A 15,592-nucleotide genomic window follows, 5' to 3' on the forward strand; every position below is an offset into this window, starting at 1 on the left:
CGTTTCCGGGCGCCGGGATTACAGTTTCTTGGCTTTCTCGATCGCTTCTTCGATGCCGCCGACCATGTAGAACGCTTGTTCTGGCAGGTGGTCGTAGTCACCGTTGAGGATGCCTTTGAAGCCAGCAATGGTGTCTTTCAGGGAAACGTATTTACCCGACGCACCGGTGAAGACTTCAGCCACGAAGAACGGCTGCGACAAGAAACGCTGGATCTTACGAGCACGGTTTACCAACTGCTTGTCGGCTTCCGACAGCTCGTCCATACCCAGGATCGCAATGATGTCCTTCAGTTCTTTGTAGCGCTGCAGCACGTACTGAACGCCGCGAGCGGTGTCGTAGTGCTCCTGGCCGATCACGTTCGGGTCCAGCTGGCGCGAAGTCGAGTCGAGTGGATCGACCGCCGGGTAGATACCCAGGGAAGCGATGTCACGGGACAGAACGACGGTGGCGTCCAAGTGGGCGAAGGTGGTGGCTGGCGACGGGTCGGTCAAGTCATCCGCAGGTACGTATACCGCTTGGATCGAGGTGATCGAACCTTCCTTGGTCGAAGTGATACGTTCTTGCAGAACGCCCATCTCTTCAGCCAGGGTCGGCTGGTAACCTACTGCCGAAGGCATACGGCCCAGCAGTGCGGATACTTCAGTACCGGCCAGGGTGTAACGGTAGATGTTGTCGACGAACAGCAGAACGTCGTTACCTTCGTCACGGAACTTCTCGGCCATGGTCAGGCCAGTCAGGGCTACGCGCAGACGGTTTCCCGGCGGCTCGTTCATCTGACCGTAAACCAGTGCCACTTTGTCCAGAACGTTGGAGTCCTTCATCTCGTGGTAGAAGTCGTTACCCTCACGAGTACGCTCACCCACACCTGCGAACACGGAATAACCGCTGTGCTCGATGGCGATGTTACGGATCAGTTCCATCATGTTTACGGTCTTGCCTACACCGGCACCACCGAACAGACCGACTTTACCGCCCTTGGCAAACGGGCAAACCAGGTCGATAACCTTGATGCCGGTTTCCAGCAGGTCGTTGCCGCCTGCTTGCTCGGCGAACGAAGGCGCGGCGCGGTGAATGCCCCAGCGCTCTTCGGTGGCAATCGGGCCAGCTTCGTCGATCGGGTTGCCCAGTACGTCCATGATCCGGCCCAGAGTCGCTTTACCGACCGGTACGGAGATGGCAGCGCCAGTGTCGACAACGTCCAGACCGCGCTTCAAGCCTTCGGTAGAACCCATCGCAATGGTACGAACTACGCCGTCGCCCAGCTGCTGCTGAACTTCCAGGGTAGTTTCCGCGCCTTGTACTTTCAGCGCGTTGTAGATGCTCGGTACGCTGTCGCGTGGAAATTCCACGTCGATAACGGCGCCGATGATTTGAACGATACGTCCGCTACTCATAGCTGGATCCTCTGAATATTTGAACCGTTAAACCGCGGCAGCGCCGCCGACGATTTCCGAGATCTCTTGGGTGATCGCAGCCTGACGCGCCTTGTTGTAGATCAGCTGCAAATCGCTGATCAGATCACCGGCGTTATCGGTAGCGTTTTTCATCGCGATCATCCGCGCCGCTTGTTCAGCTGCGTTGTTCTCGACCACCGCCTGGTACACCTGCGACTCCACGTAGCGCACCATCAAGCCGTCAAGCAGCTCTTTGGCGTCTGGTTCGTAGAGGTAGTCCCAGTGGTGCTTGAGTTCCTGATCCGGGGTCGCCACCAGTGGAATCAATTGCTCCACGGTTGGCTGCTGGGTCATGGTGTTGATGAACTTGTTGGATACCACGGACAGGCGGTCAATCCGGCCTTCCAGGTACGCATCCAGCATCACCTTCACACTGCCGATCAAATCATTGATCGACGGCTCTTCACCCAGATGGCTGATAGCTGCAACGACGTTACCGCCGAAGTTGCGGAAAAAGGCCGCACCCTTGCTACCAACAACACACAGATCGATCTCGACGCCGTTTTCGCGGTTTACCGCCATGTCCTTGACCAGGGCCTTGAACAGGTTGGTATTCAAACCACCGCACAAACCACGGTCACTGCTCACTACCACATAACCTGCACGCTTGACGGCGCGCTCGATCATGAACGGGTGGCGGTATTCCGGGTTGGCGTTGGCCAGATGCCCAATTACCTGGCGGATACGCTCCGCATAAGGACGGCTAGCAGCCATGCGCATTTGTGCCTTGCGCATTTTGCTGACCGCCACTTTTTCCATGGCGCTGGTAATTTTTTGCGTGCTTTTGATGCTCGCAATCTTACTGCGAATCTCTTTTGCGCCTGCCATGTAACACCTATCAGGTTAGCAAGCGGGAGCCTTGCGGCTCCCGCTGCGGCTTACCAGGTTTGGGTGGCCTTGAACTTCTCGATGCCGGCTTTCATGCCAGCGTCGATATCGTCATTGAAGTCACCCTTCACGTTGATCTTCGCCATCAATTCGGCGTGATCGCGGTTGAAGTAAGCAATCAGCGCTTGTTCAAAGCTGCCGACCTTGGCGATTTCAACGTCGGTCAGGAACCCACGCTCAGCGGCATACAGCGACAACGCCATGTCAGCGATCGACATTGGGGCGTATTGCTTCTGCTTCATCAGCTCGGTAACGCGCTGACCATGCTCAAGTTGCTTACGGGTCGCTTCGTCCAGGTCAGAAGCGAACTGGGCGAATGCCGCCAATTCACGGTACTGAGCCAGAGCGGTACGGATACCACCGGAGAGCTTCTTGATGATCTTGGTCTGAGCGGCACCACCCACACGGGATACCGAAACACCGGCGTTCACAGCAGGACGGATCCCGGAGTTGAACATGGCCGATTCCAGGAAGATCTGACCGTCGGTGATGGAAATCACGTTGGTCGGAACGAACGCGGAAACGTCGCCAGCCTGGGTTTCGATGATCGGCAGTGCGGTCAGGGAACCGGTTTTGCCGGTCACTGCGCCGTTGGTGAACTTCTCTACGTATTCTTCCGAAACGCGGGATGCGCGCTCCAGCAGACGGGAGTGGAGATAGAACACGTCGCCTGGGTAAGCTTCACGGCCTGGTGGACGGCGCAGCAGCAGGGAAATCTGGCGATAAGCCACTGCTTGCTTGGACAGATCGTCATAAACGATCAGCGCGTCTTCACCGCGGTCGCGGAAGAATTCACCCATGGTGCAGCCGGAGTACGGTGCCAGGAATTGCAGCGCAGGAGATTCCGAAGCACTGGCAGCCACGATGATCGTGTTGGCCAGGGCGCCGTTTTCTTCCAGCTTGCGAACTACGTTGGCGATGGTCGATTGCTTCTGACCGATGGCTACGTAGACGCAGAAAATGCCGCTGTCTTTCTGGTTGATGATCGCGTCGATCGCCAGAGCGGTTTTACCGATCTGACGGTCACCGATGATCAGCTCACGCTGGCCACGGCCGACTGGGATCATGGCATCGACAGCCTTGTAGCCAGTCTGTACAGGCTGGTCTACCGACTTACGCCAGATCACGCCTGGAGCAACTTTCTCGACCGCGTCGGTCTCGGTGTTGCCCAGTGGACCTTTACCGTCAACAGGGTTACCCAATGCATCGACTACGCGACCCAGCAGTTCCTTACCAACCGGAACTTCCAGGATGCGGCCTGTGCACTTGGCGCTCATGCCTTCAGCCAGACTGGTGTAAGCGCCCAATACAACGGCACCTACGGAGTCTTGCTCCAGGTTGAGGGCCATACCGTAGACGCCGCCCGGAAACTCGATCATCTCGCCGTACATTACGTCGGCCAGACCGTGAATCCGCACGATGCCGTCAGATACGCTGACGACAGTGCCTTCGTTACGGGCTTGGGAGGTCACATCGAGCTTGTCGATGCGGCCCTTGATAATTTCACTTATTTCGGAAGGATTGAGTTGCTGCATTGCTCTGCTGCCCCTTCAAACTCAAGATTTCAATGCTTCGGCAAGTTTCGCGATTTTGCCGCGAATCGAGCCATCGATAACCAGGTCGCCGGCACGGATAACGACACCACCAATCAGGGATGCGTCCTCCGAAGCTTGCAGGCGCACTTCCCGATTGAGTCGTGCACTGAGAACCTTGGCGAGTTTGTCTTGCTGTTCTTGGTTCAATGCGAAAGCACTGGTCACTTCAACGTCTACCGATTTCTCTGCTTCGGCCTTGTACAGGTCGAACAGAGCGGCGATCTCCGGCAATAGCGGGAGACGGTCGTTTTCGGCAATGACGTGGATGAAGTTCTGCACCTTCACATCAAACTTGTCGCCGCACACTTCAATAAAAGTGGCGGCCTTGTCTGCGCTCGTCAGGCGCGGGGCCTTGAGCACGCGCTGCATGGTGTCGTCTTGCGACACTGCTGCAGCCAGGCCGAGCATGGCTGACCAAGAGGCCAGCTGCTGGTGGGCCTGGGCGTGCTCGAAGGCTGCCTTAGCGTAAGGTCGGGCCAACGTGGTCAGTTCTGCCATGATCGCCCTCGCTTAAATTTCAGCAGCCAGTTTGTTAACCAGCTCCGCGTGCGCGTTTTGATCGATTGTGGCACCGAGGATCTTCTCAGCACCGCCGACCGCCAGGGCACCCAGTTGGGCACGCAGCGCGTCTTTGACACCGTTCAGTTCCTGTTCGATCTCGGCATGAGCCGAAGCCTTCACACGGTCAGCTTCGACGCGGGCTTTTTCAACAGCCTCTTCGACGATCTGGTTACCGCGTTTCTTGGCTTGCTCAATGATCTCGGCTGCCTGTGCTTTAGCTTCGCGCAGTTGCTGACCCACTTTCTCGTGGGCCAACTCCAGGTCGCGAGCTGCACGGCTGGCAGCGTCCAAACCATCCGCGATCTTCTTCTGACGTTCGTGCAAAGCCGCGATGACCGGAGGCCACACGAACTTCATGCAAAACACTACAAAAATGAAGAACGCAACGGATTGGCCAATCAGGGTTGCATTAATGTTCACGCCAACACCTCGCTCATTCGTTGTCCATCACCCCAATCACTCGAAAAGTCGAGTGATTAGCCAGCGAGTTGACCAACGAAGGGGTTCGCGAAGGTGAAGAACAGTGCGATACCAACGCCGATCATGGTCACGGCGTCGAGCAGGCCGGCGACGATGAACATTTTAACTTGCAGCATTGGGACCATTTCTGGCTGACGCGCTGCGCCTTCCAGGAATTTGCCGCCCAGCAGGCCGAAACCAATGGCAGTACCCAGGGCGCCCAGGCCGATCAACAGTGCAACAGCGATAGCGGTTAGACCAACTACAGTTTCCATCTTTCCTCCCGACTTTTACGTCGTATGGTTTAGGTTTTTTAGATTTTAAAGCGGTAAAACAAATCGTTTCATAGCCCTGGTGGGCCACCTTCCCGTTTGACCGGGAAGGACATCAGACTAGTCGAGACTGGTCTTAATGGTTCTCTTCGTGCGCCATCGACAGGTAGACGATGGTCAGCATCATGAAGATGAAGGCCTGCAGGGTAATGATCAGGATGTGGAACACAGCCCACGCCCACTGCAGTACTACGCCCAGGCCGCTAAGCCAGAGCAGGCCGCTGCCGAACATCACAGCGATCAGAATGAACACCAGCTCGCCGGCATACATGTTGCCGAACAGTCGCAAAGCCAGGGAAATCGGCTTGGCGATCAGGGTGACGAATTCCAGCAGGAAGTTCACCGGGATCAGCAGGGCTTGAACGAAGATGTTCTTGCTGCCAAACGGGTGCAGGGTCAGTTCGCCGATGAAACCGCCGATACCCTTGACCTTGATGCTGTAGAAAATGATCAATGCGAACACCGACAGGGCCATGCCCAGGGTGGCGTTCGGGTCAGTGGTCGATACGGCACGGAATGGAATGTGCGCGTCGCCGGAGATCAGGATGGCCAACTGAGGAATCCAGTCCACCGGGATCAGGTCGATGGCATTCATCAGGAACACCCAGACGAAGATGGTCAGCGCCAGCGGTGCAATCACCGGGCTACGGCCATGGAAGCTGTCTTTCACGCTTCCATCGACGAATTCGACCAATACTTCAACGAAGTTCTGCAAAGCACCTGGCTGACCGGAAGTCGCCTTCTTTGCCGCCATGCGGAAAATCAGGACGAAGATCAGACCCAATGCGACCGACCAGCCCAGAGTATCCAGGTGGAAAGCCCAGAAACCCATTTCTTTGGCCTCTGCTGCGGTGTGGGCAAAGCCCCAGCCGCCATTAGGAAGCTGACCGAAGGTCAGGTTCTGCAAGTGGTGCTGGATATAGCCCGAAGCGGTTGTTTCTGCCATGGTTGCCTCAAACGCCCTAAGGTTTCGAAAGTCTTGTTTTCATTAGCAGGGGAGCGAACCAGCTGACCAGTTGGGTCAACACGAAGACGCCGAATACAGCCAGCGGCGCCAATGGCTTCACACCTGCAAAGGTCAGTGCAAACAGCACTGCCGTCAAAATCAGTTTCCCCGCCTCGCCGGCATAAAAAGACCGGACGATAGCCTGGGCTGCTCGGGCGCCGGAAAACCGAAAGGCCCTATGAGCAAAATACATATTGGGCAGCAAGGCTATCAGGCCTCCGCAGAGTCCTGAATATCCGGCTACGACTCCATGCCAATACCAAAGCGCCAAAGCGGCGATCAGCAGAATGACAAGTTGAGCCAATAAAACCGGGAAAACAGCCAAGCGATGGAACGGCAACGTGTTTGGCGTGCGGGTTTCCATCACTTTTGCTCCTCAATGGTCGGCTGCCGGAAATCAATAACTTGGCATAATTTGTGCCGACAAAATGCGCGCAGAGTATAGGGGCGGTTCAGCCCCTATTCAACTGTCGGGTAGTGATTTCCGATCACACGCTACATAAGCAAATGTTTCAGCGGATGTGGGCAAGGACGCCCTGAAGCTCATCCAGAGAGTTATATCCGATGACCAATTGCCCTTTGCCCTTCTTGCCGTGACGAATTTGCACCGCAGAGCCCAGCCGCTCGGCCAGGCGCTGCTCAAGCCGTGCGATATCCGGATCAGGTTTAGCCGCTTCGACCGGTGCAGGTTTGCCGCTGAGCCATTGGCGTACCAGAGCCTCGGTCTGACGCACGGTGAGACCCCGTGCGACAACGTGTCGCGCCCCTTCAACCTGTTGATTTTCCGGCAAACCGAGCAATGCACGGGCGTGACCCATTTCCAGGTCACCGTGGGACAACATGGTCTTGATAACTTCAGGCAGTGCGATCAGGCGCAGCAAGTTGGACACGGTGACGCGGGATTTTCCCACTGCGTCGGCCACTTGTTGCTGGGTCAGTTGGAACTCCTGCTGCAAACGCTGCAACGCGATCGCTTCTTCGATCGGGTTGAGGTCTTCGCGCTGGATATTCTCGATCAACGCCATGGCAATGGCGGTTTCATCCGACACATCGCGCACCATCGCCGGGATGGTCTCCTTGCCGGCCTGTTGGCTGGCGCGCCAGCGACGTTCACCGGCGATGATCTCAAAGCGGCCACCGCCAATCGGGCGCACCACAATCGGTTGCATCACGCCCTGGGCCTTGATCGAGTTAGCCAGTTCTTCCAGCGCCTGGGGATCCATGTCCCGGCGTGGCTGGTATTTGCCGCGCTGGATCAGGTCCAGGGGCAAGTGCTGCAGCTCGCGCTCGTCGGCCTGCACCGCTTGCTCTTCAAGCGATGTGACGGTCGGACCACTCAGGAGTGCATCCAGACCACGTCCGAGACCTCGTTTCTTGACGGCCATGGGGATTCCTTAAGTTGGCTGGGCGGCAGCGGTGCGTGAATTGCGGCGTTGACGGCGAACCATCTCGCCGGCCAGCGCCAGGTAGGCAATGGCACCACGCGAGGACTTGTCGTACGCCAGCGCGGGCATGCCATAGCTTGGCGCTTCAGCCAGGCGGATGTTGCGTGGAATCACGGTGTCGTACAACTGGTCGCCAAAATGTTCCTTGAGCTGCGCCGACACATCGTTCATCAGGCTCAGACGCGGATCGTACATGGTCCGCAACAGGCCTTCGACTTTCAGGTTCGGGTTGAGCAACTCGGCGATACGCTTGATGTTATCCACAAGGTCGCTCAATCCCTCAAGGGCGAAGTACTCGCACTGCATGGGGATAATCACCCCATCGGCGGCCACCAGGGCGTTGAGCGTGAGCATCGACAGCGACGGTGGGCAGTCGATCAAAATGTAGTCGTAATTCTCGCGAATCGGCGCCAGGGCGCTGCGCAGACGGCTTTCTTTCATCTGCATTTCCAGCAGCACCACTTCTGCCGCGGTCAAATCGCGGTTGGCCGGCAGCAGTTGGTAACCACCATGCTCGGAATAGTGCATGGCCTGGGCCAGGTCGCATTCGCCAATCAGCAAATCGTAGACCGAGTTTTCCAGGCCGTGTTTGTCCACACCGCTACCCATGGTGGCGTTGCCCTGTGGATCAAGATCGATCAACAGCACCCGACGCTTGGTGGCGACCAGGGATGCTGCGAGGTTGATACAGGTGGTGGTCTTACCCACCCCACCTTTCTGGTTCGCAATCGCGAATACCTTAGCCATTCTTGCTTGTGTTCCCAATCATGCCGTGCGGCGCAGTATCAGCAGATGGCGTTGGCCTTGGCAACCGGGTACGGCCAAGGCGTGTTCGCTATCGAGGTGGAAGTCCGCCGGCAATGCTAACAGCTCGTCGCTTGGATGGACGCCCTTCATTGCCAGCCAACGGGTATCGCGGTCGCCGAGGTGGCGGGTCCAGTTGCTGAAGTTCTCCATACTGCTGAATGCCCGGGACACAATGCCGTTGAAAGGCAGCTCAGGCGTGAAGGCTTCGACGCGACTGTGGATAACTTGCAGGTTATCCAGCTTGAGTTCGAGTTTGACCTGGGTCAGGAAGCGGGTTTTCTTGCCGTTGCTGTCCAGGCAGGTCACCTGGGACTCGGGAAACAGTATCGCCAAAGGAATCCCGGGCATGCCGCCGCCACTGCCGACGTCGAGCCAACGACCGTTTTCGATGAACGGCATCACGCTGAGGCTATCGAGCAAATGCCGCGACACCATCTCGTCCGGATCACGCACGGCGGTCAGGTTGTACGCCTTGTTCCATTTGATCAACAGGGCCAGATAGCCCAGCAGTCGTTCATGCTGGGTTTCTGTCAGGGCAACACCCAGCTGGCGCGCCCCTGTGGATAACTCTTCGGCATGTTGCGAGGTGACCAACGAACTCAAGCGCTTTGCTCCAACTGACGGCCCGCGCCGCGTTTTTTCAAATGAATCATCAACAGCGAAATGGCTGCAGGAGTGACGCCCGGGATGCGTGAAGCCTGCCCGAGTGTTTCAGGCCGAGTTATCCCCAGCTTGCTTTGAATTTCTTTCGACAGCCCGGAAATCCCGGTGTAGTCGATATCCACAGGCAACTTGGTATCTTCACTGGCACGCAGGCGAGCGATTTCATCCTGCTGGCGATCAATGTAACCGGCGTACTTGGTCTTGATCTCGACCTGTTCGGCGACCTGTGGGTCTTCTGCACCCTGGCCGGTCACTTCGACCAGACCAGCGTAGTCGATTTCTGGACGGGACAGCAGGTTCAGCAGGTTGTACTCATGGGTCAGCGGCGTGCCGAATTTTTCCGCAATTGCATCGCCCTGTTCGGTACCTGGGCGAACCCAGGTACTTTTCAGGCGTTGCTCTTCAAGCGCGATGCTTTCGCGTTTCTTGCAGAACGCAGCCCAACGCGCGTCATCGACCAGGCCCAATTCGCGACCTTTTTCGGTCAAGCGCAGGTCGGCGTTGTCTTCGCGCAGGATCAGACGGTATTCGGCCCGGGAAGTGAACATCCGGTACGGTTCCTGGGTGCCCAGGGTAATCAGGTCGTCGACCAGAACGCCGATGTACGCTTCATCCCGACGCGGGCACCAGCTGTCTTTGCCTTGTGCCCGTAATGCAGCGTTGGTTCCGGCCAGCAAACCTTGCGCGCCAGCTTCTTCGTAACCGGTGGTGCCATTGATTTGCCCGGCAAAGAACAAGCCGCCAATTACCTTGGTTTCCAGACTGTATTTCAAGTCACGCGGGTCGAAGTAATCGTACTCAATGGCGTAGCCCGGCCGCACGATGTGCGCATTTTCCATACCGCGAATCGACTGCACGATCTGGATTTGCACGTCGAACGGCAAGGAGGTGGAAATCCCGTTCGGGTATAGCTCGTGCGTGGTCAGGCCTTCGGGTTCGATAAAGACCTGGTGGCTTTCCTTGTCGGCAAAGCGGTGGATCTTGTCTTCGATCGACGGGCAATAACGCGGGCCAATGCCTTCGATCACCCCGGAATACATTGGCGAACGGTCGAGGTTTGCGGCAATGATTTCGTGGGTTCGGGCGTTAGTGTGGGTAATCCAGCAACTGACCTGCTTCGGGTGCTGCTCCTTGGAGCCCATGAACGACATAACCGGAATTGGCGTGTCGCCGGCTTGCTCGGTCATCACCGAAAAATCCACAGAACGCCCGTCAATACGTGGCGGGGTCCCGGTTTTCAGGCGACCAACACGTAAGGGCAATTCGCGCAGGCGTTTTGCCAGGGCAATCGACGGCGGATCACCGGCGCGCCCACCGGAATAGTTCTGCATGCCGATGTGGATAAGTCCACCCAGGAAGGTACCGGTAGTCAGCACGACGGATTCTGCAAAGAAACGCAGGCCCATTTGGGTGACCACGCCTTTAACCACGTCCTGCTCGACGATCAGATCATCGGCGGCTTGCTGAAATATCCACAGGTTCGGCTGGTTTTCCAGGGTTTCACGTACGGCCGCCTTGTACAGGATGCGGTCAGCTTGAGCCCGGGTTGCACGCACCGCCGGGCCTTTGCGGCTGTTGAGCACGCGAAATTGAATACCACCTTTGTCGGTGGCCATGGCCATCACACCACCAAGGGCGTCGATTTCCTTGACCAGGTGGCTTTTGCCAATCCCGCCGATAGCGGGGTTGCAACTCATGGCACCGAGGGTTTCCACGTTGTGCGTGAGCAACAGGGTTTTTACGCCCATGCGTGCTGACGCCAGTGCTGCCTCGGTACCGGCATGACCGCCGCCGATGACGATCACTTCAAAACGGGAAGGGAAATCCACCACGCACCTCGTGCCTGCTTATGTAGGTAATCAGGAATTGTTTGTTGAAAGAGTTTTAGAGCTTTGGCGGCAAGTATAGGGACTTCGCCCTTCCTAAAGAACCCTTTGCACAAAATTTAACCAGCTGTGGATGAATCACAGACAATAGAAATTAAAAGAGAGAAATTTATTAAATCTTTGTTTTTATTTTTATTTCTACTGAGCTACTTTTCTGTGGATAGATTTCTACAGGCCTTTATTTGCAATGTGTACAGAGGTTCAAAAGTCTGTGGTCATGTGCCAATGAGGCCCTTGGATAAGTGCTTTAAGCCTGTGGATTAAACAGGTGGTTATCCATAGATGGGTTTTTGCTCAGGTTTCAGGCCCTGTTATCAACTGGGCACAAGGGCGGTTATTCACAGGGCTTAATCCACAGAAAACTGCAAATCCGCTGGTATTTCCTCTTGGACGAAGGCAGCCGTATCCGCTACCCCGGTGGTGAGCGCTTCAAAAAGAGATGTATTGTGAGAAAACGGCAGGACAGTTAATAATAGCGATTATCATTAACCTGCCTTGTCATGCCCTATGTCCCTTCCTTCACACACGGCTGCGGTCCAGAACATCTATGAGCAACACCATTCCTGGCTGCATGGGTGGCTCAAAGGTAAGTTGCATAACGCCTGCGATGCGGCCGATGTGGCGCACGATACGTTCGTGCGTATTCTGGGTGGGCGACATGCGGCGCAGATCATTGAGCCGCGGGACTATCTGGCGACCATCGCCAGGGGCCTGGTAATTGATCGTTACCGTCGACATGCCATTGAGCAGGCCTACAAGCAAACCTTGGCCGAACGTCCTGAGATCCACATCATTAGCGAAGAAGACAAGGCCATCATCATTGAAACCCTGGTGGCTGTGGATAAAGCCTTGGCCACGCTCGGCGAGCGAGCACGGCGGATCTTTATGCTGTCGCAGATCGAGGGGCTGACTTATCAACAGATCGCAGATCAGCTGCAGGTATCACTCACCACAGTGAAGAAGCACATGATCCGTGCATTGACTGAATGTTCGCTGATCGTGGCCAGCCTGTAATGGCGGTCCCCGATCGCAAGACCTTCGAAGCCGCTGCCAGTTGGTATGTACAGTTCCAGTCCCAGACACCTACGGCCGCTGACCGCCTGGCCTGGCAACAATGGCTGAGCGGCGATCCGTCCCACCAGGCTGCATGGGACCAGATTGAACAGTTACAGCGTAGTCTTGGTGCGCTGCCTCAGGATTTCACCCGTCGCGCATTGTCGACCACGCAGCAACGCCGCCAAGTACTGAAGTGGATGCTGGTGTTGGGCGGTACCGGCTATTTAGGCTGGAATGTTCAGCAACGCGCACCCCTGGCCCATGTATGGGCCGATTACCGGACTTCCGTGGGTGAGCGCCGGCGTGTCGAACTGGCTGACGGTACGCGGATTGATCTTAATACCAGCACCGCGATTGACGTGGTTTTTGATGGGCGCCAGCGCCTGATCCATTTGCGCGAAGGTGAAGTACTTATCCACACGGGCAAGCTCGGTGGGCAAACGCCGTTTTATGTCGAAACCCTTCAAGGTCGCGTCCAGGCATTGGGCACTCGGTTTACGGTGCGCCAGTTGTCAGGCTCCACGCGCGTCGGCGTCCTGGAAGACCGGGTGAGCGTGTCTCCAGGTGACCAGCCCAGCCACGCGCGGCTGCTCGGTGCCGGTGAGAGCGCTGACTTTGATCGCCAAAACGTAGGTCCCAACACGAGTTATCGCGGCTCCGAAGCTGCCTGGGTCGATGGGCAGTTAATCGTATTGGATGCTCGCCTTGCAGAGGTGATGGACGAACTCGCCCGCTATCGCCCAGGTGTCCTGAAATACGATTCGGCTTCGGCGCGCTTGCGTATCTCCGGGACCTTCCGACTGGACTCAACCGATGCAGTACTGGCCAACCTGCAGGCGACCCTGCCGATTCAGGTGAAGTACTTCACGCGCTATTGGGTTTCGGTGACTCGAATCGGTTGAGAAAAACTCTCACTCGGGGGTTATCTTTTTTTCACCTGATGCGGCCCTACAGGTAATCACGACCACCTTCAGGGCTTACCCACTTATGCGCCTCCCCACCAAGCTCCGCTTGCGACTTTCCTGCCACGGCATGATGTACGGCCTGCTGCTCGGCACCGCAGCCGTCCCCAGTGTCTTGCTTTCTCCCGCCGCCATGGCCGCCAACGGGGTACAACACTACGCCATCGCTGCCGGCCCGCTGGACAATGCGTTGAGCCAATTCGCCGCCAGGGCAAATGTGATTTTGTCCTTTTCGCCTCAGCAAACCGCGCAACTGACTACAGCAGGGCTGGAAGGCGATTATTCGGTGGAACAAGGATTTGCGCTGTTGCTGCAGAACTCGGGTCTACAAGTGCTATCCCAGGCGCCCGGCAGTTATGTTCTGCAGGCCATTCCCGCAGGGCAACTAGTGCTCGCCCCTACCACGGTCAGCGGTTATCAACAGGCAGGGTTCAACCAAGACATCGCCGGGGATGTGGGCTACAAGGTGCAAAACAGTCGCATCGGTACCAAGACCAGCACGCCTTTGTCCGAAACGCCACGCTCGGTATCGGTGGTCACCGGTCAGCGCATAAAGGACCAGAAGTCACAAACCCTGACTGAAGTGTTGGGTTATGTGCCGGGTATCTTCGCGCCCCCTTTTGCTGCCGGTGACAGCCTGGCAGGCGACCTGTTCTTTATTCGCGGTTTCAATGCCACGGATTACGGCTACGGCCTTCTGCGAGATGGGCTACGGGTACAAGGCAATCGCTACGATACGACCAGTGAGCCTTATGGCTTGGAACGCGTCGAAATCTTTCGCGGCCCCTCGTCCCTGCTCTATGGTGAGAATGCGCCTGGCGGCTTGGTGAATCTGGTGAGCAAACACCCCACCGCCACTCCGCAAGGTGAGGTGCAAGTGGGGTATGGCTCGAATAATCGGCGCCAATTGGGTGTGGATATATCGGGTCCGCTCAACGACAGCGACAGCATCCTTGGACGCGTGGTGATGCTGGGCCGTAAATCCGACACGCAAACTGACCATGTTCCAGATGATCGCCTGTATATCGCGCCGTCCCTGACCCTGAATTTCGACGATTACAACAGCCTGACCCTGTTGGCCAATTACCAAAAAGACCACACTAATCTCGAGTTGGGCCTACCCGCCGCTGGCACCTTGCTTACCAACCCCAATGGCAAACTGTCCAAGCACACCATGCTCGGCAACCCGGACTGGAATACGTTCGAACGTGAAGCCTGGAGCACTGGCTACGAGTTCAGCCATAGTTTCAACGACGATTGGCAGTTCCGCCAGAACTCACGCTATATGCAATCGCGCATCAACCGCCATGAAACCTGGCCTGGCGCGCTGAATAACCGTGGCTTCGGTACTCAGCTGAACATGACTGCCTATGACCGCTACAACAAGTCGATGGTCTATTCCCTGGATAACCAGTTGGAAGGCAAATTCCAGCTCGGTGGTCTCGACAATACTGTGTTGTTTGGTGCCAGTTACGACCGCACCTCGTTCAATCAGGATTGGGACGCTGGCTCAGCCGGCACCATCAATGTGTATAACCCCGTCTACCTGCGTGATCCACTGACCCCGATTGCCGTGCAAAACACCTTGCTAGAACAACAGATGAAAGGGGTCTATGCACAAATCCAGAGCAAGTACGACCATTGGCTGTTTCTGCTCGGAGGCCGCCAGGACTGGGTGGATAGTCATTTCCGCGACAAGGTCAACAAGGCCAGCAACACCGATGCTGAAGACAGCAAGTTCACTTACCAGGGCGGGGTGATGTACCAATTCGACAACGGTCTGACGCCGTATGTCAGCTATTCCACTGCTTTCGTTCCCGTGCAGCAAATCTCCAATGCCGGTTCACCCTTGAAGCCGATCACCAGCAGCCAGTACGAAGTGGGGGTGAAGTACGAGCCGATCGGCTGGGATACCGCGATGACCCTGTCGCTGTATGACTTGCGCAAGCAAGACGATACCTACCTGGACGCCACCACCAACAGTTACCGCCAGGTGGGCGAGAGCCGGGCCAAGGGTGTAGAGGTTGAGGTGAACAGCAATGTCACGCCCAATCTGAATTTGACAGCGGCTTACACCTATACGGACGCTCGGATTACCAAGGATTCTGCTACCTCACTGGTCGAGGGGCACCAGATGACGGGAGTGCCGCGCAATCAAGCCTCAATATGGGGCAAGTACCGTTTCCTCGATGGCCAACTTAAGGGTTTATCCCTGGGCGGCGGCGTGCGTTATTTCGACAGCGCCTTTTCTTACACCGCCCCTACGCTGTACGGGAAGTTGGACGCAGGTAGCGTCACCTTGGTGGACGCAGCGGTTGGCTATCAGATCGATAAACACTGGTCAGTCGACCTGAACGCCAAGAACCTGTTCGACAAGGAATATGTAGCCGGCTGCAACGACGCCGGCCGTTGCTACTGGGGGGACAGCCGTACCCTGCTCGGTACGGTGTCGTATAACTGGTGAAGGCCTGTGGATA

15 protein-coding genes are annotated in these 15,592 nt (G+C 56.6%); 3 read left to right on the forward strand and 12 right to left on the reverse strand.

Annotation, left to right across the window (positions count from 1 at the left end; translation table 11 throughout):
* Positions 1–18: 18 nt before the first annotated feature.
* From atpD to mnmG, 12 genes are all read right to left on the reverse strand, one after another.
* Complete coding sequence (gene atpD / locus QYQ93_RS00785) at positions 19–1,395, reverse strand: F0F1 ATP synthase subunit beta (RefSeq protein ID WP_003195827.1); 1,377 nt, start codon at positions 1,393–1,395, stop codon at positions 19–21.
* Positions 1,396–1,422: 27 nt separating this feature from the next.
* Complete coding sequence (atpG, locus tag QYQ93_RS00790; protein ID WP_005792602.1) at positions 1,423–2,283, reverse strand: F0F1 ATP synthase subunit gamma; 861 nt, start codon at positions 2,281–2,283, stop codon at positions 1,423–1,425.
* Between the two features lie 50 nt (positions 2,284–2,333).
* Positions 2,334–3,878 carry a F0F1 ATP synthase subunit alpha gene (gene atpA, locus QYQ93_RS00795; RefSeq protein ID WP_003195831.1) on the reverse strand — a complete coding sequence of 515 codons (1,545 nt, stop codon included), beginning with the start codon at positions 3,876–3,878 and terminating at the stop codon, positions 2,334–2,336.
* 21 nt (positions 3,879–3,899) lie between these two features.
* A complete protein-coding gene (locus QYQ93_RS00800) occupies positions 3,900–4,436 on the reverse strand; it encodes a F0F1 ATP synthase subunit delta (protein WP_003195833.1) in 537 nt (178 codons plus the stop codon).
* Between the two features lie 12 nt (positions 4,437–4,448).
* Positions 4,449–4,919, reverse strand: a complete 471-nt coding sequence (locus tag QYQ93_RS00805) for a F0F1 ATP synthase subunit B (RefSeq protein WP_003195835.1) — start codon at positions 4,917–4,919, stop codon at positions 4,449–4,451.
* Between the two features lie 56 nt (positions 4,920–4,975).
* Positions 4,976–5,233 (reverse strand): F0F1 ATP synthase subunit C, encoded by a 258-nt coding sequence (gene atpE / locus QYQ93_RS00810; protein WP_002555987.1) that lies wholly within the window; start codon positions 5,231–5,233, stop codon positions 4,976–4,978.
* Positions 5,234–5,366: 133 nt separating this feature from the next.
* Positions 5,367–6,236, reverse strand: coding sequence for a F0F1 ATP synthase subunit A (gene atpB, locus QYQ93_RS00815; protein ID WP_043048219.1), 870 nt, complete (start codon positions 6,234–6,236; stop codon positions 5,367–5,369).
* Positions 6,237–6,252: 16 nt separating this feature from the next.
* Entirely contained in the window at positions 6,253–6,660 is a 408-nt protein-coding gene (locus QYQ93_RS00820; RefSeq protein WP_043048220.1) for a F0F1 ATP synthase subunit I, read from the reverse strand.
* A gap of 148 nt (positions 6,661–6,808) precedes the next feature.
* Positions 6,809–7,681, reverse strand: coding sequence for a ParB/RepB/Spo0J family partition protein (locus QYQ93_RS00825; RefSeq protein WP_043048222.1), 873 nt, complete (start codon positions 7,679–7,681; stop codon positions 6,809–6,811).
* Between the two features lie 9 nt (positions 7,682–7,690).
* On the reverse strand, positions 7,691–8,488 hold the full coding sequence (locus QYQ93_RS00830; protein WP_005792605.1) for a ParA family protein: 798 nt from the start codon (positions 8,486–8,488) through the stop codon (positions 7,691–7,693).
* 18 nt (positions 8,489–8,506) lie between these two features.
* On the reverse strand, positions 8,507–9,151 hold the full coding sequence (gene rsmG / locus QYQ93_RS00835) for a 16S rRNA (guanine(527)-N(7))-methyltransferase RsmG (RefSeq protein ID WP_043048224.1): 645 nt from the start codon (positions 9,149–9,151) through the stop codon (positions 8,507–8,509).
* Entirely contained in the window at positions 9,148–11,040 is a 1,893-nt protein-coding gene (gene mnmG / locus QYQ93_RS00840) for a tRNA uridine-5-carboxymethylaminomethyl(34) synthesis enzyme MnmG (RefSeq protein WP_043048378.1), read from the reverse strand. The genes rsmG and mnmG overlap by 4 nt, the downstream gene beginning before the upstream one ends.
* Before the next feature lie 564 nt (positions 11,041–11,604).
* Between mnmG and QYQ93_RS00845 the strand changes: the two genes are divergently transcribed.
* The 3 genes from QYQ93_RS00845 to QYQ93_RS00855 all read left to right on the forward strand — a co-directional run bounded on the left by QYQ93_RS00845 (position 11,605) and on the right by QYQ93_RS00855 (position 15,579).
* Positions 11,605–12,111 (forward strand): sigma-70 family RNA polymerase sigma factor, encoded by a 507-nt coding sequence (locus tag QYQ93_RS00845; RefSeq protein WP_043048225.1) that lies wholly within the window; start codon positions 11,605–11,607, stop codon positions 12,109–12,111.
* On the forward strand, positions 12,111–13,055 hold the full coding sequence (locus QYQ93_RS00850; protein WP_338476081.1) for a FecR domain-containing protein: 945 nt from the start codon (positions 12,111–12,113) through the stop codon (positions 13,053–13,055). The genes QYQ93_RS00845 and QYQ93_RS00850 overlap by 1 nt, the downstream gene beginning before the upstream one ends.
* A gap of 85 nt (positions 13,056–13,140) precedes the next feature.
* On the forward strand, positions 13,141–15,579 hold the full coding sequence (locus QYQ93_RS00855) for a TonB-dependent siderophore receptor (RefSeq protein WP_338476082.1): 2,439 nt from the start codon (positions 13,141–13,143) through the stop codon (positions 15,577–15,579).
* Positions 15,580–15,592 lie beyond the last annotated feature (13 nt).

Source organism: Pseudomonas khavaziana (genome assembly GCF_036704165.1).
In the GTDB taxonomy this organism is placed as follows: domain Bacteria; phylum Pseudomonadota; class Gammaproteobacteria; order Pseudomonadales; family Pseudomonadaceae; genus Aquipseudomonas; species Aquipseudomonas khavaziana.